The 25,770-nt window shown below is 55.2% G+C and carries 18 protein-coding genes and 1 pseudogene; 9 read left to right on the forward strand and 10 right to left on the reverse strand.

Annotated features, from left to right (window positions below; all coding sequences use genetic code 11):
- Nucleotides 1-19: 19 nt before the first annotated feature.
- Nucleotides 20-241 (reverse strand): cold shock-like protein CspD, encoded by a 222-nt coding sequence (cspD, locus tag IAE50_RS00480; protein ID WP_023481381.1) that lies wholly within the window; start codon nucleotides 239-241, stop codon nucleotides 20-22.
- A gap of 573 nt (nucleotides 242-814) precedes the next feature.
- On the opposite strand from cspD, the gene IAE50_RS00485 reads away from it, so the two are divergent.
- The 3 genes from IAE50_RS00485 to clpA all read left to right on the forward strand — a co-directional run bounded on the left by IAE50_RS00485 (nucleotide 815) and on the right by clpA (nucleotide 4,944).
- Complete coding sequence (locus IAE50_RS00485) at nucleotides 815-1,972, forward strand: triacylglycerol lipase (RefSeq protein WP_076769633.1); 1,158 nt, start codon at nucleotides 815-817, stop codon at nucleotides 1,970-1,972.
- Between the two features lie 331 nt (nucleotides 1,973-2,303).
- Nucleotides 2,304-2,624 carry an ATP-dependent Clp protease adapter ClpS gene (clpS, locus tag IAE50_RS00490; RefSeq protein ID WP_023481436.1) on the forward strand — a complete coding sequence of 107 codons (321 nt, stop codon included), beginning with the start codon at nucleotides 2,304-2,306 and terminating at the stop codon, nucleotides 2,622-2,624.
- Nucleotides 2,625-2,655: 31 nt separating this feature from the next.
- A complete protein-coding gene (clpA, locus tag IAE50_RS00495) occupies nucleotides 2,656-4,944 on the forward strand; it encodes an ATP-dependent Clp protease ATP-binding subunit ClpA (protein WP_023481807.1) in 2,289 nt (762 codons plus the stop codon).
- Nucleotides 4,945-5,547: 603 nt separating this feature from the next.
- Here clpA and infA read toward each other — a convergent pair.
- The 6 genes and pseudogenes from infA to trxB form a co-directional block, all read right to left on the reverse strand.
- Nucleotides 5,548-5,766 carry a translation initiation factor IF-1 gene (gene infA / locus IAE50_RS00500; protein WP_001040187.1) on the reverse strand — a complete coding sequence of 73 codons (219 nt, stop codon included), beginning with the start codon at nucleotides 5,764-5,766 and terminating at the stop codon, nucleotides 5,548-5,550.
- Nucleotides 5,694-5,870, reverse strand: a pseudogene (locus tag IAE50_RS25890) (hypothetical protein); the annotation flags it as partial. The pseudogene IAE50_RS25890 and the gene infA, both read right to left, overlap by 73 nt.
- A gap of 185 nt (nucleotides 5,871-6,055) precedes the next feature.
- Nucleotides 6,056-6,757 carry a leucyl/phenylalanyl-tRNA--protein transferase gene (aat, locus tag IAE50_RS00505; RefSeq protein WP_054804024.1) on the reverse strand — a complete coding sequence of 234 codons (702 nt, stop codon included), beginning with the start codon at nucleotides 6,755-6,757 and terminating at the stop codon, nucleotides 6,056-6,058.
- Nucleotides 6,758-6,859: 102 nt separating this feature from the next.
- Nucleotides 6,860-8,581: a cysteine/glutathione ABC transporter ATP-binding protein/permease CydC gene (gene cydC, locus IAE50_RS00510; protein WP_200579299.1), complete on the reverse strand. Its 1,722-nt coding sequence runs from the start codon at nucleotides 8,579-8,581 to the stop codon at nucleotides 6,860-6,862.
- Nucleotides 8,582-10,348 carry a cysteine/glutathione ABC transporter permease/ATP-binding protein CydD gene (cydD, locus tag IAE50_RS00515; protein ID WP_200579300.1) on the reverse strand — a complete coding sequence of 589 codons (1,767 nt, stop codon included), beginning with the start codon at nucleotides 10,346-10,348 and terminating at the stop codon, nucleotides 8,582-8,584.
- A 114-nt stretch (nucleotides 10,349-10,462) separates the two neighbouring features.
- Entirely contained in the window at nucleotides 10,463-11,428 is a 966-nt protein-coding gene (gene trxB, locus IAE50_RS00520; RefSeq protein WP_200579301.1) for a thioredoxin-disulfide reductase, read from the reverse strand.
- Between the two features lie 548 nt (nucleotides 11,429-11,976).
- Here trxB and lrp point away from each other — a divergent pair.
- The 6 genes from lrp (at nucleotide 11,977) to IAE50_RS00550 (ending at nucleotide 21,511) form a co-directional block, all read left to right on the forward strand.
- Entirely contained in the window at nucleotides 11,977-12,471 is a 495-nt protein-coding gene (lrp, locus tag IAE50_RS00525; protein WP_000228469.1) for a leucine-responsive transcriptional regulator Lrp, read from the forward strand.
- Between the two features lie 120 nt (nucleotides 12,472-12,591).
- Nucleotides 12,592-16,596 carry a DNA translocase FtsK gene (gene ftsK, locus IAE50_RS00530; RefSeq protein ID WP_200579302.1) on the forward strand — a complete coding sequence of 1,335 codons (4,005 nt, stop codon included), beginning with the start codon at nucleotides 12,592-12,594 and terminating at the stop codon, nucleotides 16,594-16,596.
- Between the two features lie 117 nt (nucleotides 16,597-16,713).
- A complete protein-coding gene (gene lolA / locus IAE50_RS00535) occupies nucleotides 16,714-17,325 on the forward strand; it encodes an outer membrane lipoprotein chaperone LolA (protein WP_094420343.1) in 612 nt (203 codons plus the stop codon).
- Between the two features lie 9 nt (nucleotides 17,326-17,334).
- Entirely contained in the window at nucleotides 17,335-18,678 is a 1,344-nt protein-coding gene (locus IAE50_RS00540; RefSeq protein ID WP_054803086.1) for a replication-associated recombination protein A, read from the forward strand.
- Between the two features lie 92 nt (nucleotides 18,679-18,770).
- Nucleotides 18,771-20,063 (forward strand): serine--tRNA ligase, encoded by a 1,293-nt coding sequence (gene serS, locus IAE50_RS00545; protein ID WP_200579303.1) that lies wholly within the window; start codon nucleotides 18,771-18,773, stop codon nucleotides 20,061-20,063.
- Nucleotides 20,064-20,362: 299 nt separating this feature from the next.
- Complete coding sequence (locus IAE50_RS00550) at nucleotides 20,363-21,511, forward strand: MFS transporter (RefSeq protein ID WP_042714176.1); 1,149 nt, start codon at nucleotides 20,363-20,365, stop codon at nucleotides 21,509-21,511.
- A gap of 79 nt (nucleotides 21,512-21,590) precedes the next feature.
- Here IAE50_RS00550 and pflA read toward each other — a convergent pair whose 3' ends face one another.
- The 3 genes from pflA to focA all read right to left on the reverse strand — a co-directional run bounded on the left by pflA (nucleotide 21,591) and on the right by focA (nucleotide 25,715).
- Nucleotides 21,591-22,331, reverse strand: a complete 741-nt coding sequence (pflA, locus tag IAE50_RS00555) for a pyruvate formate lyase 1-activating protein (RefSeq protein WP_042714174.1) — start codon at nucleotides 22,329-22,331, stop codon at nucleotides 21,591-21,593.
- 192 nt (nucleotides 22,332-22,523) lie between these two features.
- The gene (pflB, locus tag IAE50_RS00560; RefSeq protein ID WP_094420341.1) at nucleotides 22,524-24,806 is read right to left on the reverse strand and encodes a formate C-acetyltransferase; all 2,283 of its coding nucleotides are present in this window, start codon (nucleotides 24,804-24,806) and stop codon (nucleotides 22,524-22,526) included.
- A 51-nt stretch (nucleotides 24,807-24,857) separates the two neighbouring features.
- On the reverse strand, nucleotides 24,858-25,715 hold the full coding sequence (focA, locus tag IAE50_RS00565) for a formate transporter FocA (RefSeq protein WP_042718762.1): 858 nt from the start codon (nucleotides 25,713-25,715) through the stop codon (nucleotides 24,858-24,860).
- Nucleotides 25,716-25,770: the final 55 nt, after the last annotated feature.

A 25,770-nucleotide genomic window follows, 5' to 3' on the forward strand; every position in this document is an offset into this window, starting at 1 on the left:
CACAACGAGGTCACAGGCGTCAGGCTATCGCTTCCAGTTCTACTGGCACGATAAGACTGGCATGATTGCCTTTAGGGCCCTGGTGTACATCAAACCGGACCGTCTGCCCGGCTTTTAACGTTCTGTAACCATCCATCTGGATGGTGGAGTAATGGGCGAAGATATCTTCACCACCGCCTTCCGGGCAGATGAAGCCAAACCCTTTGGCATTGTTGAACCACTTTACAGTACCCATTTCCATGCTTCGACATCCTTCGTAAAACTTATTTAAGTAAGATGGAATGAACCGGTGGCGGAGCGGCGGGTTGTTCAAAACCTCGCCAACTCACGACTCTACAATTTAGATAATTCGTATAATGCGTCAAGTATTTGGCAAGCATTCTGGGAGACAGCGCATCAATTTTTTGAAGCAGTTAACGCTATGGTAAAAAAATGTGATGCAGGTCTCGAATATGGCTATTCCACAGCTATCTGTTGCGCAATAGAAACCTTAATTACCAGTGATTTAAGATGTAATTTAATAAGTTATTAATTCACGTGAATTATCCTAATTCAAATAAATTAATTACCCTTTCGCCTTAATACGACAATTCAAAAATTATCCGAGAGCATTCTTGTATATTAATCCACTTTAAGGGCTGAAAAGAAAAGCACCGTGAAAGGTACTATTAGCGTCGCAACGTTGGTGTAAATAAAAAAGGATGAAGTTACATTGAAAACTTTAAAGAAATTATCTTTAGCGCTATTGGTATCAGCTTCGCTTATTAATTCCTCTTTCGTCGCGGCAGAGACAGTCGACGCGGCTCCACAAAATATGGCCCAAAAAGGAAATCACTATCCCCTTATTTTTGTTCATGGTGTTGTCGGCTGGGGCCCCGATGAAATGCTGGGTTTCAAATATTGGGGCGGGTTTGATGACACCATTGCCTATCTAAATAGCAATGGGGTGGAGTCTTACGCCGCCGTTGTTGGGCCGGTTTCCAGCAACTGGGATCGCGCGGTTGAGCTCTATTACTATATTAAAGGCGGCACCGTTGATTATGGCGCCGCCCATTCCCTGAAAGCGAACCATGCCCGCTATGGTAAAACCTACCCCGGCATCTATCCGCACTGGGATGAGCACCATAAGATCCACCTCGTTGGGCACAGTATGGGTGGGTTAACCAGCCGCCAGCTGGTGGATATGCTGCAGGACGGCAGCGAAGAGGAGCGTGCGTTCCATGAATCGCACCCGGGAACAGAGCTCTCTCCGCTTTTTGAAGGCGGGAAAGATTATGTTTTCAGCGTCACGACCGTCGCGACGCCAAATAACGGCAGCTCGTTTGCACAAGATAAAAACCTGATCGTTGGCCTGATTGAAGATATGGTTCGCAAAGCGGCGACTATTGCCGGCGTATCGTCGCTCTCTTCATTTGTTTATGATTTCAAACTCGACCAGTTTGGCCTGCGTCGCGACCCGGATGAGAGCCTGGCTGAATATATTCGTGATGTTTTCACCAGCAGCATCTGGGATTCGAAGGATATTGCCTCTTACGATCTCTCGGTAGTTGGCGTCAGTGCGAATAAGCAGTACCTGGAGACTAAGCCCAACGTCTATTATTTCTCACATACCGGTAAAACGACCGTTGGCGTGCCGTTTACCTCTTTCCAGATCCCCGGCGTCTATACCAATCCACTGCTGGTGCCGTCAGCAACCTATATGGGTAAAACCATTACCGATCCGCAAACATCGTTAATTAATGCCACCTGGACGACGAATGATGGGCTGGTGAATTCAGTCTCCAGCTATTACCCCTTTGGTGCCGATGCGAAACCCTATGATGGCCAGCCGAAAAAAGGGCAGTGGAGCTATTACCCGGTAATGTACGATTGGGATCATCTCGACTTTATGGGATTTGATGTTATCCCGCAGGCTTACGTTAATGCTTTCTATGCCGATGTTGCGAGGTCATTACTGGAGCTGGATAAATAGTCCTGAAATAAATAAAAAGACGAACCCTCAGCGGTTCGTTTTTTTATTTAGCATAATGTTTAAAATTTAAAAAAAAGAAAAATAAGAAACATTGAAATCTTTTTACAAAGGTGAAATGGCAAGGATCGCCAAAAAAACCTATAATCGAGCCATATAATGTGCACTAAGCAGGACATCTTCACATAACCATCCACTTAATGTTGTTATTCAAATGCAGGGCGATCCATTATAGTTGCCTGACATCTGATGCTGATTGAAAATGCATCTAAACTCATGTAATCGGCCGATTAGACGTGCGCCGGAACCTGTAACCTAAGATGAAGCGCTAACGATGGGTAAGAGCAATAGCTGGCTGGATTTTGAGCAATTGGCGGAAGATAAACTGCGCGACGCGCTCAAACCGCCATCGATGTACAAAGTGATGATAATGAACGATGACTACACGCCAATGGAATTTGTTATTGACGTGCTACAAAAGTTCTTTTCTTATGATGTTGAACGTGCAACGCAACTGATGCTAACGGTTCACTATCACGGTAAGGCTATCTGCGGTGTTTTCACCGCCGAGGTCGCGGAGACGAAAGTTGCCATGGTGAACAAGTATGCAAGGGAGAACGAGCATCCGTTGCTGTGTACGCTGGAAAAAGCCTGACGTCAGGCAATAAAACTTGGGGGAGGTGCCTATGCTCAATCAAGAACTGGAACTCAGTTTAAACATGGCTTTCGCCAGAGCGCGCGAGCACCGACATGAGTTTATGACCGTCGAGCACTTGTTACTGGCTCTGCTCAGTAACCCATCTGCCCGTGATGCGCTGGAAGCGTGTTCAGTGGATCTGGTGGCGCTGCGGCAGGAACTCGAGGCCTTCATCGAACAAACCACACCCGTCCTGCCGATGAGCGAAGAGGAGCGTGACACGCAGCCGACGCTCAGCTTCCAGCGCGTTCTGCAGCGCGCGGTGTTTCACGTTCAATCTTCCGGACGCAGCGAAGTCTCCGGTGCGAACGTGCTGGTTGCCATCTTCAGCGAGCAGGAGTCGCAGGCGGCTTACCTGCTGCGCAAACATGAAGTCAGCCGCCTCGACGTGGTGAACTTTATCTCTCACGGCACGCGCAAAGACGAGCCGGGTCCATCCTCTGACGCGGGCAGCAGCAGTAGCAGCCAGGCGAGCAGCGAAGAGCAAGCAGGCGGGGAGGAACGTATGGAAAACTTCACCACCAATCTTAATCAGCTTGCTCGCGTGGGCGGAATCGATCCGCTGATTGGACGTGGCAAAGAGCTTGAGCGCGCCGTCCAGGTGCTGTGCCGCCGCCGTAAAAACAACCCGCTGCTGGTGGGGGAATCGGGCGTCGGTAAAACCGCGATTGCCGAAGGGCTGGCCTGGCGAATTGTGCAGGGCGACGTGCCGGAAATTATGGCCGACTGCACCATCTACTCGCTGGATATCGGCTCACTGCTGGCGGGTACTAAATACCGCGGCGATTTCGAAAAACGCTTTAAGGCGCTGCTGAAACAGCTCGAGCAGGACAGCAACAGCATTCTGTTTATCGATGAGATCCACACCATCATCGGTGCGGGCGCTGCGTCCGGCGGGCAGGTTGACGCCGCAAACCTGATTAAGCCGCTGCTCTCCAGCGGTAAGATCCGCGTGATGGGCTCCACGACCTATCAGGAGTTCAGCAACATCTTTGAAAAAGATCGCGCCCTTGCGCGCCGCTTCCAGAAAATTGATATCACTGAACCTTCCGTTGAGGAAACGGTGCAGATTATCAACGGCCTGAAGCCGAAATATGAAGCGCACCACGATGTGCGTTACACGGCGAAAGCGGTACGCGCCGCGGTTGAGCTGGCGGTGAAATACATTAACGACCGCCATCTGCCGGACAAAGCGATTGACGTGATTGATGAGGCTGGCGCGCGAGCACGGCTGATGCCGGTCAGCAAACGCAAGAAAACGGTTAACGTGGCGGATATTGAATCCGTGGTTGCCCGCATTGCGCGTATTCCTGAGAAGAGCGTCTCTCAGAGCGATCGCGATACGCTGAAAAGCCTCGGCGACCGTCTGAAAATGCTGGTGTTTGGTCAGGATAAAGCCATTGAGGCCTTAACCGAAGCGATCAAAATGAGCCGCGCAGGGCTGGGTCAGGACCACAAACCGGTCGGCTCCTTCCTGTTTGCTGGCCCGACCGGCGTCGGTAAAACCGAGGTGACGGTACAGCTGTCGAAAGCGCTGGGCATTGAGCTGCTGCGTTTTGATATGTCCGAGTATATGGAGCGCCACACCGTGAGCCGTTTGATCGGTGCGCCTCCGGGCTATGTCGGTTTCGATCAGGGTGGCCTGCTGACCGACGCGGTGATCAAACATCCGCATGCGGTTCTGCTGCTTGATGAGATCGAAAAAGCGCATCCTGATGTCTTTAACATCCTGCTGCAGGTGATGGATAACGGGACGCTGACCGATAACAACGGGCGCAAGGCCGATTTCCGCAACGTCGTGCTGGTGATGACCACCAACGCCGGTGTGCGTGAAACCGAGCGTAAATCCATCGGCCTTATCCACCAGGATAACAGCACCGATGCGATGGAAGAGATCAAAAAGATCTTTACGCCGGAGTTCCGCAACCGTCTGGACAACATCATCTGGTTCGATCATTTGTCTACCGAGGTGATCCACCAGGTGGTCGACAAATTTATCGTCGAACTTCAGGTGCAGCTGGATCAGAAGGGCGTTTCGCTGGAGGTCAGCCAGGAAGCGCGCGACTGGCTGGCAGAGAAAGGCTACGACCGTGCGATGGGTGCCCGACCAATGGCGCGTGTGATTCAGGACAACCTGAAAAAACCGCTCGCCAACGAACTGCTGTTCGGATCGCTGGTTGATGGCGGCCAGGTCACCGTCACGCTGAATAAAGAGAAGAATGAGCTGGAGTATGGTTTCCACAGTGCGCAGAAGCACAAACCGGAAGCAGCACATTAATCTCTGCATTAACCTCATCAAACCGGGCCCTGTGCCCGGTTTTTTTATGCCTGTCGATAAGTGTGCGTGAAAAAGCGGCGCACCTTCTACTTTGTCAACGCAAGACCTTTTCCGTCACCGCATTAAAACCGTGAGATAAACGGTTCTACAGAGCTAACTGCGGTACTTTGTGTAAACATTCCTAATGTAAATTATTGATATTAATAAAAATATTGCCGTGTAAGTCGTTTTTTTGTAGGTTGTTTTTATGCGCAATAGCGCTGAAGTGGGTTATTGCCATGAAACGGAATCAGAAGTTGGTCAAAAAGGAGGAGATACCATGAGGCATATTTTTATACCTGTCATACTCAGTTTTTTACTGCTTGCTCCGCTTGCCGGAAAAGCCGCTCCCTGTAACTTCTACAGCAAATGGTGGCCAATCTGTCGCGATCCGGCGTCAGGCCCGGATATCGGTACCGCTGAATGGAGAGCCTGTCGCGAGCGGGGCGGCTGCCACTATCCCTGATCGTTAAACAATCTTTTAAATAGGGCTGGAGCAGAAACAGAAAAGGCCGGGATTACCCGGCCTTTAAATTAGGTGCGCAGTTGCGCTAACGGAAGATCTTAGCGGCTACGGAAGACAATGCGGCCTTTGCTCAGGTCGTACGGGGTCAGTTCCACAGTCACTTTATCGCCCGTCAGGATACGGATGTAGTTTTTACGCATCTTACCAGAGATATGCGCAGTGACCACGTGACCGTTTTCCAGTTCTACGCGGAACATCGTATTAGGTAACGTTTCAAGAACGGTACCCTGCATCTCAATATTGTCTTCTTTGGCCATCTAATCCTCGGGGGTATCACTACCATAATTTTTTGAATCGGCAAGATAATGCCGAAGTTCGTGTGTTAAGTAAAGATTTGTGCTGATAAAACGCAGCAAAACAGCTTTTGCCGATTCCCCGCACGCCGCAGCCAGAGCGCCAGTAAAGCGCAACCGTAAAGGGGAGCGGTAGAAGTAAACGAAGGGCATCCCTGATACGAACGACTCCCGGATGGGGCGGGGCAACAGGCAAAAGCTGCTACGAGCGACCATTATAACACTCTGAATACAAATGTGCCGAAAACATTCTTCAACGAGCCGGAAAGAGCCGACGGGGCACCCAAAAGTGCGAAGGCAGCGGGGCCAGACGTAGTTCCGCGAGGTATTGCAGATAGTCGCGGCGGGGGATCTCCACCGCGCCAAGGGAAGCGGTATGGCTATTAAGCACCTGGCAATCAATCAATTTACCGCCAAGTCTCGCAAACTCCTCGCTAAAGACCAGCAGGGCGGTTTTCGAGGCATTTACGCGTCGGCTGAACATCGACTCACCGCAGAAAAGCGAGCCCTGCGCGACGCCATACATCCCGCCTACCAGCTCGTCGCCTTCCCACACTTCAATCGAGTGCGCATGACCCAGTTCATGCAAACGGTGGTAAGCCATGACGATATCGGGCGTAATCCACGTGCCTTCGTCACGATCGTCTGAACAGCCATCAATGACCTGGCCAAAAGCGTGGTTCAGCGTCACGCGATAAGGTGAGGTTTTATGAAAGCGCTTCATGCTGCGGCTGACGTGAAAATTTTCCGGCCATAATACGGCGCGCGGATCGGGCGACCACCAGAGGATAGGATCGCCCGGTGAAAACCACGGGAAAATCCCGCGCTGATAGGCCATCAGCAAACGCGCCGGACTTAAGTCGCCACCGAGCGCCAGCAGCCCGTTGGGTTCACGCAGCGCCGCTTCCGGCGAAGGGAATGCAATAGAGTGACGAGAAAGCTGAACCAGGCGCATGACTGCAACGCTCCACAATGCGACAAGTGACCTCTGTTAATATCGTCATCTTTCGCTCTTGCTTCAGTGTTGGTGACGCGAGAGCGAAAATGAGTCAAACCACTACAGACGCTGCTTAAACTGGTAGTACCGCCCCTGTTTCGCCATTAACGCTGCGTGATTACCTTGCTCAATTATTTGCGCGTTGTCCATTACAATTATCCGATCGTAATTTGCCAGCCCGCGCAGACGATGGGTGACCATTAACAGGGTTTTACCCCTCATCACTTCATCAAGGAGATCAAGGATTTGGCTCTCAGTGGAGGCATCAAGTCCTTCGGTCGGTTCATCCAGTAACACCAGCGGGGCATCATGTAGCAGCGCGCGCGCAATCGCCAGGCGACGCAGTTCACCGCCGGAGAGCTGACGTCCGCCTTCACCGAGCCAGGCGTTAAGGCCATTCTCATCCAGCAGCTTCTCCAGCCCCACGCGTTCCAGCGTCGCGCTCAGTATCTCATCGCTTGCCTGCGGTGAAGCCAGCAGCAAGTTATCGCGCAGCGTGGCGCTAAACAGGTGGACGCGCTGCGGCACCATACTGATAAGCGAGCGCAGATCGGCCTCAGCATACGAGCGTAAGGGGCGATCCTGTAAATGAATCTCGCCCTGCTGCGGATCCCAGGCGCGCGTCAGCAGTTGCAGCAGCGTCGATTTACCACAGCCCGTGCGGCCTAAAATGGCAACATGCTCGCCTGCGGCAATCGATACGTTGAGGCTATCCAGCGCCCGCTGCGGCTGTCCCGGATAGCTAAACGACACGTCGGTCAGCGCCACGCTAACTTGCCGGGGCACGGCGGTGCGCGTGGCAGGAAACGTGACTTCCGGCTGACAGTCAGTAAGCTGCGTCACCCGCGTGGCGGAGGCAATAACTTGCCCAAGGTGCTGGAAAGCGCCGGTAACCGGGGCGAGCGCTTCAAACGCCGCCAGCGCGCAGAAGACAAAGAGGGCGATCAGCGCGCCAGGCTCGGTATTACCGCCGACATCACCAGAGGCGAACCACAGCATGACGATTACCGCCGCGCCGCTAATCGTCAGCATCACGGCCTGCGACACGGCGCTCAGATCGGACTGACGGCGCTGCGCCTCGTGCCAGCTTAATTCGGTGTTTTCCAGCTGCTCGCGATAACGCTGGCTGGCACCAAAAATGGTCAGCTCCGCCTGACCCTGTAACCAGCTGGTCAATTGCTGGCGATACTGCCCGCGGAGTGCGGTGAGGTTTTCCCCCGTCGCTTTGCCGGCGCGATAAAAGAGGGGCGGCAGAATAAGCAGCGTCGCCAGCATAATGCCGCTTAACATCAGAGCCAGCGAGAGATCGAGCACGCTCAGGCCGACCAGCACGACGATAATCACCACCAGCGCCCCCACCAGCGGCGAAATTACACGCAGGTAGAGGTGATCGAGCGTGTCGACATCGGCAACTACGCGGTTAAGCACATCGCCCTGACGAAAACGCGCCAGCCCGGCGGGGGAGAGGGGTAATAATTTACTAAAGGTAGTCACGCGCAGATGTTCCAGCACGCGGAACGTGGCATCGTGGCTGACCAGCCGCTCGAAATAGCGCCCGGCGGTACGGGTGATCGCCGCCCCGCGCACACCGGCGGCGGGTAGCATATAGTTGAAACTGTATAGCCCGGCGACGCCAACCACTGCCGAGGCGGAGAGGAACCAGCCTGAAAGCGTTAACAGCCCAATGCTGGCCAGCAGGGTAACGACCGCCAGCACCACGCCCAGCGTCAGCATCCATTTATGGCGTTTATATAATGCGAGATAAGGCAGCAAGGCGCGCATTTAAATCTCCTCCTGACGATGTGCCAGCAGCGCGGCAAACACGCCCCCGGCGGCGGCAAGCTCGGCATGGCTGCCCTGTTCCACAATGCGTCCCTCCTGCATCACCCAAACGGCATCCCACTCTGCGAGGTTTTCCAGCTGGTGGGTCACCATCAGCGTGGTTTGCTGGCGCGAAGCGCTGGTCAGCGCCTGCATCACGCGCTGCTCGCTGTGCGCATCAAGGCTGGCGGAGGGTTCATCCAGCAGAAGCAACTGGCATGAAGAGAGCAGGGCGCGGGCGACGGCGACACGCTGCGCCTGACCGACGGAGAGGCGAACGGCCTGATCGCCAGGCTGTGTTTCTAGCCCTTCCGGTAACAGGGGCAAAAATTCGCTTACCCACGCCTTATCCAGCGCGGCGTGTAAGGCCGCTTCGCTGGCATCCGGGCGTGATAACAGAACATTCTCGCGCAGCGTGGCGGCGGGCAACTGCGGGTTCTGGCCGACCCAGCTTATCGCGTTGCGCCAGCTGTCGGGCTCAAGCGCGCTCAGTTCAATACCGTTAACGCGCAGCGACCCTTCATAAGGCAGGAACCCCAACAGCGCATTAATTAGCGAGCTTTTCCCCGATCCGCTGCGCCCGACCACCACAACCCGCTGTTGGGAGGAGAGGGTAAAGGTGAGCGGGCCGGCCAGCACCGCGCCTTCGGGCGATTTAACAATTAAATCCTCTGCCGTCAGGGTGACAGGTTCACCCGCGTTAAGCGTGATATCGCCGCGCTGCGGATGGGCAAGCGGCGCTTCCATAAAGGTTTTCAGGCTATCCGCTGCGCCTACTGCCTGCGCCTTCGCGTGGTAAAAGGTACCCAGATCGCGCAGCGGCTGGAAAAACTCCGGTGCCAGCACCAGCGCAAGAAAACCGGCAAACAGCGTCACGCCGGTACCGTAATGGCCGAAATTGAGTTCGCCCAGATAGGAGAAACCAAAGTAAACGGCGACCAGCGCAATGGAGAGCGACGCGAAAAATTCCAGCACCCCGGAGGAGAGAAACGCGAGGCGCAGCACTTCCATCGTGCGGCTGCGAAAATCCTGCGACGCGCGGCGGATGCTTTCCGTTTCCGCTTCGCCACGGCCAAAAATACGCAGCGTCTCCATGCCGCGCAGGCGGTCAAGGAAGTGACCGCTCAGGCGCGCCAGTGCTTTAAAGTTACGGCGGTTAGCATCGGCTGCGCCCATCCCGACCATCGCCATAAACAGCGGGATCAGCGGTGCGGTGCCAAGCAGGATCAGCGCTGCTGCCCAGTTAATCGGGAAAAGGGTGATCACAATTAGCAGCGGTACGCTTGCCGCCAGCGCCATTTGCGGCAAATAGCGGGCGTAGAAGTCATGCATGTCGTCGATTTGTTCAAGGATCAGCGTCGCCCAACTGCCGGCGGGTTTGCCCTGAATCCATGCCGGGCCCGCCTGTTGCAGACGGTCCAGCACGCGGCGGCGTATCGCAAAGCGGATCTGGGCCCCCGCATGAAATCCTACCCGCTCGCGCAGCCAGACCACCCAACTGCGCAGAATAAAGACCAGCACCAGCAGCGCAAAGGGCAGCAGCAGTGCCTCGCGAGGAATGTGCTCGATAATCATATGGTTGAGAATGCTGGCGAGTAGCCACGCTTGCGCGACGATCAGGACGCCGCTTACCACGCCAAGCAGGCGGGAGAGCGTCAACCAACGACGAGAGATAATGCCTTGCTGTTTTAACCAGCGAGTGAGTTCTTGCTGACGGGTTTTATTCATTGCGCGCTTTGCAGGTGAAGTTATCGGATTTTTAGCCTGCGCAATGTTACAACGGTGCAAAAATAAAGGCGACTTAATGTCGCCTTATTTACCTTTGTTACTGACTTGTAAAGATTATTTCTGAACAGCCAGCCCATCGAGGTAGCGTTCAGCATCCAGCGCCGCCATACAGCCAGTGCCAGCGGAGGTGATCGCCTGACGATAGATGTGATCCATCACGTCACCTGCGGCAAACACGCCGGGAATGCTGGTTTGCGTCGCATTGCCATGAATACCGGACTGCACCTTGATGTAGCCGTTTTCCAGCTCAAGCTGACCGTCAAAGATCGCAGTGTTCGGGCTGTGGCCGATAGCGACAAACAGACCGGCAATGTCCAGCGACTCGATATTATCCGCATTTTGCGTATCGCGCAGGCGCAGGCCGCTAACGCCCATCTGATCGCCCGTCACCTCTTCCAGCGTACGGTGGGTATGCAGCACGATATTGCCGCTCTCAACTTTATCCATCAGGCGCTTGATCAGGATCTTCTCCGCGCGGAAGGTATCGCGGCGGTGGATCAGATGCACCTCAGAGGCGATATTCGCCAGGTAGAGCGCCTCTTCAACTGCGGTGTTGCCGCCGCCGATAACCGCGACTTTCTGGTTGCGGTAGAAGAAACCGTCACAGGTGGCGCAGGCAGAAACGCCGCGGCCTTTATAGGCTTCTTCAGAGGCGAGGCCTAAATAGCGCGCGGAGGCGCCGGTGGCGATAATCAGCGCGTCGCAGGTGTACTCAGCGCTATCGCCAATCAGGCGGAACGGACGGTTCTGTAAATCGACGCTGTTGATATGGTCAAAAATGATTTCAGTATCAAATTTGGTCGCATGTTCATGCATGCGCTCCATCAGACCCGGGCCGGTCAGATCGTGCGGGTCGCCCGGCCAGTTTTCCACTTCAGTGGTGGTGGTGAGCTGACCGCCTTTTTCCATACCGGTGATCAGCACCGGCTGCAGGTTTGCACGCGCAGCATAGACCGCTGCGGTATAACCGGCAGGGCCTGAACCAAGGATAAGCAGCTTACTGTGTTTGGCCGTCCCCATGAGATCCTCATTATTGTTTGGCAGACATTGGGCTGGATTGTAGGGAATTTGCGGGCGTAAAAAAAGGGCGTAGCGATTTTGTTAACGATGTGTGTGATAGAAAAGACCGATGGCGGGGCAATGATTTATGCCAAAAACATAACAACTTCTACTGAGAAAAAGGCAGTTATAAGATGAATAAATGAGGATAAGGAATCGACCTTGATGAATATCTGGCATGTTGTACTAAAAAAAGATGTTTTGCTTTGACAATCCCCTGCGCTTTTGCGAAAACATCAAAGGAAGAAAAAAAGCAGTATTTCGCGCGTAACGCACGTTTACGCATGTAAATGCCATTTTACCGGGCTAGCGAAATCTACGCATGGCGTGGACAGACGCCATCCGTGATATCGATAGCTGCCGCAGGCACCGGTCTTCTCAACACAGCCCCTGGGATTATGCAACGGTCAGCTTGCTGGCGCGGCACAATACGACGGGCAAAGATCCTGAACAGTGAAGTGCACAGGGTCAAGACAGGAGTAGGGAAGGAATACAGAGAGACAATAATAATGGTAGATAGCAAGAAGCGCCCTGGCAAAGATCTCGATCGCATTGACCGCAATATTTTAAATGAACTGCAAAAAGATGGGCGTATTTCCAACGTCGAGCTTTCTAAACGAGTAGGGCTTTCGCCAACGCCGTGCCTTGAGCGCGTGCGCAGGCTGGAAAGGCAGGGGTTTATTCAGGGCTATACGGCACTGCTTAACCCGCATTATCTGGATGCATCACTGCTGGTCTTCGTTGAGATTACTCTGAATCGTGGTGCGCCGGATGTGTTTGAACAATTCAACGCTGCAGTGCAAAAACTTGAAGAAATTCAGGAGTGTCATCTGGTTTCTGGTGATTTTGACTACCTGTTGAAAACGCGCGTACCGGATATGTCGGCCTACCGCAAACTGCTGGGCGAAACGCTGTTACGCCTGCCAGGCGTAAACGACACCCGCACCTATGTGGTGATGGAAGAGGTCAAACAGAGTAATCGTCTGGTTATTAAGACGCGCTAATACGGAACAGGTGCACAATCGCTGTTTTTTGATTACACTCCTGTTAATCCATACAGCAACAGTGCCGGGGAGACCCGGCGCTGTTGTCCGTTTTAGCATCAAGGACCTGGAGAGCCTGTCTTGAGCCAGGAATACACCGAAGACAAAGAAGTCACTTTTAACAAGCTAAGCAGCGGACGCCGACTCCTCGAAGCGTTGCTGATCCTCGTTTCCCTTTCTGCCATCTGGCTGATGGCGGCGCTTCTCAGCTTTAACCCATCCGATCCAAGCTGGTCGCAGACCGCATGGCATGAGCCGATCCATAACCTTGGCGGCGTGCCCGGCGCATGGCTGGCGGATACCCTGTTTTTCATTTTCGGCATTATGGCCTACACCATTCCGGTCATTATTATCGGCGGCTGTTGGTTTGCCTGGCGCCATCGCGCCACTGAAGATTACATCGACTATTTCGCCGTCTCGCTACGCCTGATTGGCGCGCTGGCGCTGATCCTGACCTCCTGTGGTCTGGCGGCGATCAACGCGGATGATATCTGGTATTTCGCCTCGGGCGGCGTGATCGGTAGCCTGCTCAGCACCACGCTGCAGCCGCTGTTGCGCAGCAGCGGCGGAACGCTCGCACTGCTCTGCATCTGGGCCGCCGGGCTGACGCTCTTTACCGGTTGGTCATGGGTCACCATCGCTGAAAAAATCGGCAGCGTTATTCTCAATATTCTTACCTTCGCCACCAACCGCACCCGTCGCGATGACACATGGGTTGATGATGAAGAGTATGAAGAAGAGGATGAGTATGATGAGGACGAGGCAAACGACGCGCCTCGCGAATCTCGTCGCGCCCGTATTCTGCGCGGTGCGCTGGCGCGCCGTAAACGTATTGCGGAGAAGTTTGCCAACCCGATGGGGCGCAAAACCGACGAAGCGCTCTTCTCCGGAAAGCGGATGGATGATGAAGAGGAGATCGCCTACAGCGCGCGCGGTGTGCCTGCGCAGCCAGACGACGTGCTCTTCTCGGGACATCGCGCGACGGAAGTTGAGCAGGAGTACGATCCGCTGCTCAATGGTCGCAGCGTGACGGAACCCGTTGCGGCGGCTGCCGTCGCGACAACCGTTGCCGCGCAAAGCTTCGCTGCGCCAACGGAGCCGGTCATGCAAACGCCGCAGCCCGCCGAATGGCAGCATGCGCAGCAGGCACCAGCTTATCCCAATCAACAGGCTGCTTATCAGCCGCCGATGCATAGCGACCCGCAGGCCGCTTATCAGCCGCCGGTGCATCCCGATCAACAAGCTGCATACCAACCACCGATGCAGGGTGATTCGCAGCACGCTTATCAGCAGCCAACGCATTATGACGAAACGGCTGCTTATCAGCACCCTTCCGCGCAGTCCGTGCCAGAGTGGCAGCAGCCGATCGCGGAAGAGCCGTGGACGCCAGATGCGCCGGTAACCCCGCAGCCGCATCAGGAAGAGGTCTACTGGCAACCGCAGCCTGATTCCCAGCAGTGGCAGCCTGAACCGCAAATCGCCCCCGCGCCGGATCCGGTTATTGAACCTGAACCCGTTGTGGAAGAGGCGAAACATACCCGTCCGCCGCTCTACTACTTTGAAGAAGTGGAAGAGAAGCGTGCGCGCGAACGTGAGCAACTGGCCGCCTGGTATCAGCCGATTCCTGAGCCTGCCGAGCCAGAGCCGGTAGCACGACCTTCTGCGCCGTCGATGCCTGTTCCACCAGCTGTGGATCCAACGGCAGTGGCAGAGAGCGTCCTGCCCGCTGCTGCTCAGGCCGCTTCAACGGCCGGTACTGCCGCCGCAGCAGCGGCAGCCAGCGCGCCGGTGTTTGGTCTTGCCGGTGGCGCGCCGCGCCCGCAGGTAAAAGAGGGGATTGGCCCGCAGCTTCCGCGACCTAACCGCGTGCGCGTGCCGACGCGTCGCGAGCTTGCGTCCTATGGCATTAAACTGCCTTCGCAGCGCATGGCTGAAGAGCGTGCGCGTGAAGATGAGGTGCGTGAGCCAGATCAACATCTCTCCGATGATGATGCCGCTATGTTTCAGCAAAACGAGCTGGCACGTCAGTTCGCCGCCACGCAGCACGATCGCTATGGTGAAGAGTATCAGCATGAAACGCCGCAGTTTGCTGCCTCTGAAGCGGAGTTGAATGAAGCCGAAGCGGAAGAGGCTGAGCTGGCGCGTCAGTTTGCCGCATCTCAGCAGCAGCGCTACGGCGCTGAGCAGCAGGCCTTTACGCCGGAAGATGCCGACGTCTCGCCGATGAACACGGCACCTGTGGAGCGTGCGAACGCACCGCTGTTCACACCGCAGCCGCAAGCCTCTGCACAGCCTCATTATCAGCAGCCGCAGCAGCCAGCCGCGCAGCCGATGCAGCCGTCTGCCTATGGTCAGCCTGCCCAGCAGCCGCAGCAGCACTATCAGCAGCCAGCCGCGCAGCCGGTTCAGCCGCCTGCTTATGGTCAGCCTGTTCAGCAGCCGCAGCAGCACTATCAGCAGCCAGCGGCGCAGCCGGTGCAGCCTCCTGCCTATGGTCAGCCTGCCCAGCAGCCGCAGCAGCAATCTGCTCCGCAGCAGCAGGAGAGTCTGATCCATCCATTGCTGATGCGTAATGGTGACAGCCGCCCGGTGCAGAAGCCGACTACGCCGCTGCCGTCGCTCGATCTGTTAACGCAGCCGCCAGCAGAAGTGGAGCCTGTGGACACCTTTGCGCTTGAGCAGATGGCTCGTCTGGTTGAAGCTCGCCTGGCCGATTTCCGTATTAAAGCGGACGTGGTCAACTACTCGCCGGGTCCGGTAATCACCCGCTTTGAGCTGAACCTCGCGCCTGGCGTGAAAGCGGCGCGAATCTCCAACCTGTCACGCGATCTGGCGCGTTCGCTCTCCACCGTCGCTGTGCGCGTGGTGGAAGTGATCCCGGGTAAACCTTACGTTGGCCTTGAGTTGCCGAACAAGAAGCGCCAGACCGTCTATCTGCGAGAAGTGCTGGACTGCGTGAAATTCCGCGAAAGTCCGTCACCGCTCACCGTGGTACTGGGTAAAGATATCGCCGGGGATCCGGTGATTGCTGACCTGGCAAAAATGCCACACCTGCTGGTCGCTGGTACCACCGGTTCCGGTAAGTCGGTCGGCGTCAACGCCATGATCCTCAGCATGCTCTACAAAGCGACGCCGGAAGATGTGCGTTTCATCATGATCGACCCGAAAATGCTCGAGCTGTCGGTCTATGAAGGCATTCCGCATCTGTTGACCGAAGTGGTTACCGACATGAAAGACGCCGCCAATGCGCTGCGCTGGAGTGTCAATGAGATGGAGCGCCGCTACAAGCTGATGTCTGCGCTGGGCGTGCGTAACCTCGCCGGCTACAACGAGAAGATCGCCGAAGCCGCGCGGATGGGTCGCCCGATCCCGGATCCCTACTGGAAGCCGGGCGACAGCATGGCAACCGAACATCCGGTGCTGGAAAAACTGCCGTACATTGTGGTGATGGTCGATGAATTTGCCGATCTGATGATGACGGTCGGTAAAAAGGTGGAAGAGCTGATTGCCCGCCTGGCGCAGAAAGCGCGCGCGGCCGGTATTCACTTGGTGCTGGCCACACAGCGCCCCTCTGTGGATGTGATCACCGGCCTGATCAAAGCCAACATCCCGACGCGTATCGCCTTTACCGTATCGAGCAAGATCGACTCCCGTACCATCCTCGATCAGGGCGGTGCGGAATCGCTGCTCGGCATGGGGGATATGCTTTACTCCGGCCCGAACTCAACCTCTGCCCCGGTGCGTGTCCACGGCGCGTTTGTTCGCGATCAGGAAGTCCACGCCGTGGTGCAGGACTGGAAAGCGCGCGGGCGTCCGCAATACGTTGACGGCATCACCTCCGACAGCGAAAGCGAAGGCGGCGGCGGTGGTTTTGACGGCGGTGAAGAGCTGGATCCGCTGTTCGACCAGGCCGTTAACTTTGTCACCGAAAAGCGCAAAGCCTCGATCTCCGGCGTGCAGCGCCAGTTCCGTATCGGCTACAACCGTGCGGCGCGCATTATCGAACAGATGGAAGCGCAGGGGATCGTCAGCGAGCAGGGGCACAACGGTAACCGTGAAGTGCTGGCTCCACCGCCGTTCGAGTGATGCAAAGTTAGGTAAATAGTACAAATTCAGTTTTTTCTTCTGCCACTCTGGCGTTTCGCTTTCTAGAGTGACAGAAGGATTCTCCCACGTCGGGAGTGACGTATCAGAGGAATGACAATGAAAAAAATCGCCATGGTTTGTGCACTGATGGGCTCCTTAGTGGTCAGCAATGTCTGGGCAGACGCGGCAAGCGATCTGAAAAGCCGCCTCGATAAAGTCAGCAGCTTCCACGCCAGCTTTACCCAGAAAGTGACCGACGGTAGCGGCGCTGCGGTACAGGAAGGCCAGGGTGATTTGTGGGTTAAACGCCCGAACCTGTTTAACTGGCATATGACCCAGCCTGACGAGAGCGTACTGGTTTCCGACGGCAAAACGCTGTGGTTCTACAACCCGTTTGTTGAACAGGCGACGGCAACCTGGCTGAAAGATGCTACCAGCAACACGCCGTTTATGCTGATTGCCCGTAACCAGACCAGCGACTGGCAGCAGTACAACATTGCGCAGAAGGGCGATGATTTTGAACTGACGCCAAAAAGCAGCAACGGTAACCTGAAACAGTTCACCATCAATGTCGGCCGCGACGGCACCATCCATCAGTTCAGCGCTATCGAACAGGATGACCAGCGCAGCAGCTATCAGCTGAAAGCGCAGCAGAACGGCGCTGTCGATGCATCGAAATTCACCTTTACCCCGCCGCAGGGCGTAACGGTTGACGATCAACGCAAGTAAGAGGCGTGCATGAGTAACATGTCGCTCGATTTTTCCGAGAACACGTTTCAACCTCTGGCCGCGCGTATGCGGCCAGAAAATTTAGCGCAGTACATTGGTCAGCAGCATCTGCTGGCGCCGGGCAAACCCCTGCCGCGCGCCATTGAAGCCGGTCATCTGCACTCGATGATCCTGTGGGGACCGCCAGGCACCGGCAAAACCACGCTGGCAGAGGTCATTGCCCGTTATGCCGATGCTGATGTCGAGCGCATCTCTGCGGTCACCTCAGGCGTAAAAGAGATCCGCGAAGCCATAGAGCGCGCCCGCCAGAACCGTAACGCCGGACGCCGCACCATTCTGTTTGTCGATGAAGTCCACCGTTTTAACAAAAGCCAGCAGGACGCCTTTCTGCCGCATATCGAAGATGGCACCATCACCTTTATCGGCGCGACCACCGAAAACCCTTCGTTTGAACTCAACTCCGCACTGCTCTCCCGTGCGCGCGTTTACCTGCTCAAATCCCTCACCACAGAGGATATTGAACTGGTATTAACGCAGGCGATGGAAGATAAAGCGCGCGGTTACGGCGGCCAGGATATCGTTCTGCCGGACGAAACCCGGCTGGCGATTGCCGAACTGGTGGGTGGCGATGCGCGCCGGGCGCTCAACACGCTTGAGATGATGGCGGATATGGCGGAGCTCGATAAAAGCGGCAAGCGTGTGCTCAACCCTGAGCTGCTTACGGAGATTGCCGGTGAACGCAGCGCGCGCTTTGATAATAAAGGCGATCGTTTTTACGACCTGATCTCCGCGCTGCACAAATCGGTACGCGGAAGCGCGCCAGATGCCGCGCTCTACTGGTATGCGCGCATTATCTCTGCCGGCGGCGACCCGCTCTATGTTGCGCGCCGCTGCCTGGCAATCGCCTCCGAAGATGTCGGCAATGCCGATCCGCGCGCCATGCAGGTTGCTATCTCCGCGTGGGACTGCTTTACCCGCGTCGGCCCGGCCGAAGGCGAACGCGCCATTGCGCAGGCGATTGTCTACCTGGCCTGCGCGCCAAAAAGCAACGCCGTCTATAAAGCTTTTAAAGCTGCGATGGCCGATGCGCGACAGCGCCCCGATTATGATGTGCCGCCGCATCTGCGCAACGCGCCGACCAAGCTGATGAAGGAGATGGGTTATGGGCAGGAGTATCGCTATGCCCACGATGAGCCCAACGCTTTTGCCGCCGGGGAGGAGTATTTCCCGCAGGAAATGGCAGAAACGCGCTACTATCAGCCGACGAACAGAGGTCTTGAAGGCAAGATTGGCGAAAAGCTCGCCTGGCTCGCTGAACAGGATCATAAAAGCCCTATAAAACGCTACCGCTAGTGCGGGCGTTGCGGTAAGGTTACGGCTCATACCCTCGATCGCACTCTGCGGTCGGGTTCCTTTTATTTCAATTCGATAAGCACAGGAAAAGCATGCTCGATCCCAATCTGCTGCGTACCGAGCCAGACGCAGTCGCTGAAAAACTGGCACGCCGGGGCTTTAAGCTGGACGTAGAGAAATTACGCGCGCTCGAAGAGCGTCGTAAAGTCCTGCAGGTCAACACTGAAAATCTGCAGGCAGAGCGTAACTCACGATCGAAATCCATCGGCCAGGCGAAAGCACGCGGGGAAGATATCGAGCCATTACGCCTGGAAGTGAACAAGCTGGGTGAAGAGCTGGACGCGGCGAAAGCCGAGCTGGAAACGCTGCTGGCTGAGATCCGCGATATCGCGCTGGCCATTCCGAACCTGCCTGATGATAGCGTACCGGTTGGCCGTGACGAGAACGATAACGTTGAAATCAGCCGCTGGGGCACGCCGCGCCAGTTTGATTTCGAGATCCGCGATCACGTCACCCTCGGTGAGATGCACAGCGGCCTGGATTTTGCCGCTGCGGTGAAGCTGACCGGCTCCCGTTTCGTGGTGATGAAAGGGCAGATCGCCCGTATGCACCGCGCGCTGGCGCAGTTCATGCTGGATCTGCACACTGAGCAGCACGGCTACGCGGAAAACTATGTGCCGTACCTGGTCAACCATGACACCCTGTACGGTACTGGCCAGCTGCCGAAGTTCGCCGGCGATCTGTTCCATACCCGTCCGCTGGAAGAGGAGTCCGACAGCAGCAACTACGCGCTGATCCCGACTGCGGAAGTGCCGCTGACCAACCTCGTGCGCGATGAAATTATCGATGAAGAGAGTCTGCCGATCAAAATGACCGCGCATACGCCGTGCTTCCGTTCTGAAGCGGGGTCTTACGGTCGTGACACGCGCGGTCTGATCCGTATGCACCAGTTTGATAAAGTCGAACTGGTTCAGGTGGTTCGCCCTGAAGATTCCATGGCGGCGCTGGAAGAGATTACCGGGCATGCAGAGAAAGTGTTGCAGCTGCTCGGTCTGCCTTACCGCAAAGTGCTGCTCTGCACCGGCGATATGGGCTTTGGTGCCTGCAAAACCTACGATCTCGAAGTGTGGGTTCCGGCGCAGGGCACCTACCGCGAAATCTCCTCCTGCTCCAACGTCTGGGATTTCCAGGCGCGCCGCATGCAGGCACGCTGCCGCAGCAAGTCCGACAAGAAAACCCGTCTGGTGCATACCCTGAACGGCTCTGGTCTGGCAGTGGGGCGTACGCTGGTTGCGGTGCTGGAAAACTACCAGCAGGCCGATGGCCGCATAGAGGTGCCGGAAGTACTGCGCCCTTATATGAACGGGCTGGAGTACATCGGTTAATCCTGCCGATACAGCATGTTTTTAAAAGCGCCTGCGGGCGCTTTTTTATTGCCTTTTTCGTGCGTCTCAATCATTAATCTTCATGAATTTTTTCAACTGAAAAAATTGTCGTGGTTTATAGATTACTGGCTTCTTTTCAAAGAGATATAACGCGACGGCGCGCGGTAAGTGGCAAAGAGGATAAGTTTTACAAATCGTCGTCGATAAAAAGCTCACTCTGGCGAAAAACAGTGGATTGACAATGTTTTTGCCGGTGGCATGATGCGCACGCAATCTGAACTTCCTCACGGTTTTAACCCATGACCACCTATACCCGGCCAGTGCTTTTATTGCTCTGTGGCCTGATGCTGTTGACCCTGGCTATCGCGACGCTGAACACGCTCGTGCCCCTTTGGCTCGCCCATGAAAATCTGCCAACCTGGCAGGTCGGCATGGTTGGTTCCTCCTATTTCACCGGCAATCTGCTGGGCACGCTACTGACCGGTCGACTGATCCGCCAGATGGGCTTTAACCGCAGCTACTACATTGCGTCGCTGATTTTCGCCGCAGGTTGCGTCGGGTTAGGGCTGATGGTGGGTTTCTGGAGCTGGATGATTTGGCGTTTTATCGCCGGCGTCGGCTGCGCCATGATTTGGGTGGTGGTGGAGAGCGCGCTGATGTCCAGCGGCACCGCTCACAACCGCGGTCGCCTGCTGGCGGCCTATATGATGGTTTACTATATCGGCACCGTGCTTGGCCAATTGATGGTCAGCAAACTGCCAACCGAACTGATGAGCGTGCTGCCGTGGGTTACCGGTATGGTGCTGGCGGCAATGCTGCCGCTGCTCTTTACGCGCATTGTTAATCAGCACAGCGAAGAGCAGGTAGCTTCTTCGATCTGGCCAATGCTGCGCCTGCGTCAGGCCCGTCTTGGCGTTAATGGCTGCATCATCTCCGGGATTATTCTTGGCTCACTCTATGGCCTGATGCCGCTCTATCTGTCGCATCAGGGCGTCAGCGACTCCGGCATTGGTTTCTGGATGGCGCTGATGGTCAGCGCGGGGATTATTGGTCAGTGGCCGATTGGCCGTATCGCCGACCGCTTTGGTCGCTTGCTGGTGCTGCGTGTGCAGGTTTTTGTGGTGATCATCGGCTGCTTCGGCATGCTGAGCAACGCGGCGATGGCGCCAGCGCTGTTTGTGCTGGGCACGGCAGGTTTTACGCTCTACCCGGTGGCGATGGCCTGGGCTTGTGAAAAAGTTGAACACCATCAGCTGGTGGCGATGAATCAGGCGCTGCTGTTGAGCTATACCATCGGCAGCCTGCTCGGACCAACGCTTACTTCCATGCTGATGCAGAGCTACTCCGACAGCCTACTGTTTGTGATGATTGCTGGCGTATCGCTGGTCTACCTGGTGATGCTGATGCGCAAAGCGGGCCACCACCCGACGCCGGTGGCACACGCCTGACGGTTCTCCGGCTCATCCGGCAGACAACAAAAAAGCCACAACACTATGTTGTGGCTTTTTTTTTTATACGTTTCGCGGCTCAGTACATCACTTTGTGGCCGTACTGCTCAAGGATCCCTTTCACGCGCTCCATGGTCTCTTTTTTCGGCGGGTGAATGCCATCCAGCTTGTACTCTTCGCCCATCGCCACCCATTTGTGTTTGCCAAGCTCATGGTAGGGCAGCAGTTCGATTTTCTCGACGTTGCCCATGTCGCGGGTAAACTCGCCGAGGCGGTGCGCGGAGTCGTCGTCATCTGACCAGCCCGGCACGACGACGTAGCGGATCCAGACCTTAATCCCTTTCTTCGCCAGATACTGGGCGAACTCCAGCGTGCGATGGTTGGAGACGCCGACCAGATTCTGGTGGATCTCATCATTCATCTGTTTCAAATCGAGCATCACCAGATCGGTGACCTCCAGCAGCTCATCGATCACCGGATCGTAGCGGCGAACAAAGCCGTTGGTATCAAGACAGGTATGAATGCCCTCTTTTTTGCAGGCGCGGAACCAGTCACGGACGAACTCCGCCTGCAAAATCGCTTCGCCGCCCGAGGCGGTCACGCCGCCGCCGGAGGCATTCATAAAGTGGCGATAGGCCACCACGTCTTTCATCAGCTCTTCAACGGTGATCTCTTTACCGCCATGGGTATCCCAGGTATCACGGTTATGGCAGTAGAGGCAGCGCATCAGGCAGCCCTGAAAGAAGGTGATAAAGCGGATACCCGGGCCGTCGACCGTACCGCAGGATTCGAAGGAGTGTATGCGACCAATAACTGACATTGCGGTGTTTTCTCCAGATGTGGCCCATCCGGGGCCTGTGTCTGTGCAGTTTCATTCCTTCTGCACTAAGTCTGTTTTGGCAGGCATCCGGTTAATAGATGGCTGACGAAGCAGGCTCTGGTTGTGAAAAAGGCCCCACAGACGTGGAGCCTTTAGTGTACGCTTTTTACAAGCTTCTTTCAGCCAATACCATTACATGGTCTGGGTGAAAGTACGGGTAATCACGTCCTGCTGCTGCTCTTTAGTCAGGGAGTTAAAGCGCACAGCGTAACCGGAAACGCGGATGGTCAGCTGCGGATATTTCTCCGGGTTTTCCATCGCGTCGAGCAGCATTTCGCGGTTCATGACGTTGACGTTGAGGTGCTGACCACCTTCGATTGAGGCTTCATGGTGGAAGTAACCATCCATCAGGCCTGCGAGGTTGGTTTTACGCACTTCATCATCTTTACCCAGCGCGTTCGGCACGATAGAGAAGGTGTAAGAGATACCATCTTTCGCGTAGGCAAACGGCAGTTTTGCAACGGAGGTCAGAGAGGCAACAGCACCTTTCTGGTCACGGCCGTGCATCGGGTTAGCACCCGGTCCAAACGGTGCACCAGCGCGACGACCATCCGGGGTGTTACCGGTTTTCTTACCATACACAACGTTAGAAGTGATGGTCAGAACCGACTGAGTAGGGATCGCGTTGCGGTAGGTGGTCAGTTTCTGAATTTTCTTCATGAAACGTTCTACCAGGTCAACCGCCATGTCATCGACGCGGGCGTCGTTGTTACCAAACTGCGGGTATTCCCCTTCGATTTCGAAGTCGATAGCCAGACCGTCTTCGTCACGAATCGGTTTAACTTTCGCATATTTGATAGCAGACAGGGAGTCAGCGGCAACCGACAGGCCAGCGATACCGCAAGCCATGGTGCGAACTACGTCACGATCGTGCAGCGCCATCAGAGAGGCTTCGTAGCTGTACTTGTCGTGCATGTAGTGGATAACGTTCAGGGCGGTGACATACTGTTTAGCCAGCCAGTCCATAAAGTGATCCATACGTTCCATCACTTCGTCGAACTTCAGCAGGTCGCCTTTGATAGGTTCAGATTTCGGACCTACCTGCATTTTCAGTTTTTCATCCACGCCGCCGTTGATTGCGTACAGCATGGTTTTCGCCAGGTTTGCACGGGCACCGAAGAACTGCATCTGTTTGCCGACAACCATCGGGCTTACGCAGCAGGCAATCGCGTAGTCATCGTTGTTGAAGTCCGGACGCATCAGGTCATCGTTCTCATACTGCAGAGAAGAGGTGTCGATGGAGACTTTAGCAGCGAATTTTTTGAAGTTCAGCGGCAGTTTTTCAGACCACAGAACGGTGATGTTCGGCTCCGGAGACGGCCCCATGGTGTAGAGGGTGTTCAGGAAGCGGAAGCTGTTTTTGGAAACCAGCGTACGGCCGTCAACGCCCATACCGCCGATAGATTCAGTTGCCCAAATCGGGTCGCCAGAGAAGAGCTCATCATACTCAGGAGTACGCAGGAAGCGGACCATACGCAGTTTCATGACCAGGTGGTCAATCATTTCCTGTGCGTCCTGCTCGGTGATTTTGCCCGCTTTCATGTCACGTTCAATGTAAACGTCCAGGAAAGTGGAGACGCGACCGAAGGACATTGCAGCGCCGTTCTGAGACTTAACTGCGGCCAGGTAGCCGAAGTAGGTCCACTGAATTGCTTCCTGAGCAGTGGTTGCCGGACCGGAGATATCACAGCCATATTTTGCTGCCATCTCTTTGATCTGACCCAGCGCGCGGTGCTGTTCAGCAATCTCTTCACGCAGACGGATAGTCGCTTCCAGGTTTACGCCGTTTTCCAGGTCAGACTGCAGAGACTGGAACTGGGCATATTTGTCTTTCATCAGGAAGTCGATACCGTACAGCGCAACGCGACGGTAGTCACCGATGATACGACCACGGCCGTAGGCGTCCGGCAGACCGGTCAGCACGCCAGATTTACGGCAGTTCAGGATATCTTTGGTGTAAACATCGAATACGCCCTGGTTGTGGGTTTTACGGTATTCGGTGAAGATTTTTTTCAGCTGCGGATCCAGTTCGCGGTTGTACGCTTTGCAGGAACCTTCAACCATTTTGATCCCGCCGAACGGGATGATGGCGCGTTTCAGCGGTGCTTCGGTCTGCAGACCAACGATCTTCTCGAGCTGCTTGTTGATGTAGCCCGCATCGTGAGAGGTGATAGTGGAAGCAACGGAGGTGTCGAAATCAACTGGCGCATGCGTGCGGTTTTCCAGTTTCACGCCTTCCATGACTTTGTCCCACAGCTTGGTGGTCGCGTCAGTGGCGCCCGCAAGGAAGGACTCGTCACCTTCGTACGGAGTGTAGTTTTTCTGGATAAAATCACGTACGTTTACAGCGTTTTGCCATTCACCTTGAGTAAAACCTTCCCAGGCTGCGGCTAATTTTTCGTTAAGTTCGGACATGTAACACCTACCTTCTTAAGTGGATTTTTTATTTACTGCCTGAAACGATCTTTAGTGGTGATCGTTGCCACGCAGGTAAATGACCCAGTATGTCAACCCGACCAGTAAGCCTCCACCGATGATGTTCCCGATTGTTACCGGGATCAGGTTATCGGTAATAAAGTTCATGACTGTCAGGTGAGAAAAACTTTCCGGGCTGGAACCAACGGCGGTCCAGAACTCCGGGCTTGCAAAGTTGCGAATCACGATGCCCATCGGGATCATAAACATGTTCGCAATACTGTGCTCAAAACCGCTGGCGACAAACATCGCGACCGGCAGCACCATAATCATTGCTTTATCCATCAGGCTGCGGCCGGAGTAACTCATCCATACCGCCATGCAGACCATCAGGTTGGCGAGGATACCCAACGCCACCGCTTCAATGAAGGTGTGGTGCACCTTGTGATCGGCGGTCTGCAATACGTTTAAGCCCCAGCCGCCGTTGGCGACCATATATTCGCCGGACAGCCACATTAATAAGACGAAGAGCAGCGCACCCACGAGGTTGCCAACGTAAACGTTGATCCAGTTTCGAGCCAGTTGCCCCCACGTGATGCGCCCGCTGGCTTTCGCCACAACAATCAGCACCGTGGAGGTAAAGAGGTCGGCGCCGCAGATAATGCAGAGAATCAACCCAAGTGAGAAACAGATGCCGCCGATAAGTTTTGCAATGCCGTAAGGCATCGTTGCTGTACCGGTGGTAGCCGTTATATAGAAAACGAACGCAATGGAGATAAACACACCGGCGGTAATCGCCAGGTAGAAGGTCTTAAGCGGATGTTTAGTCGCTTTATAGACACCAGCTTCTTCGGCCACTTTGGCCATCTCTGCTGGAAGTATTAGATCAAAAGGGTTGTCAGCTTTCACACTAACTCTCTCTTTATTAAGTCGGCGACGAGATACTAACAAAGCATTATAGAAG

The organism is Kosakonia sp. S42, from assembly GCF_016624785.1.
In the GTDB taxonomy this organism is placed as follows: domain Bacteria; phylum Pseudomonadota; class Gammaproteobacteria; order Enterobacterales; family Enterobacteriaceae; genus Kosakonia; species Kosakonia cowanii.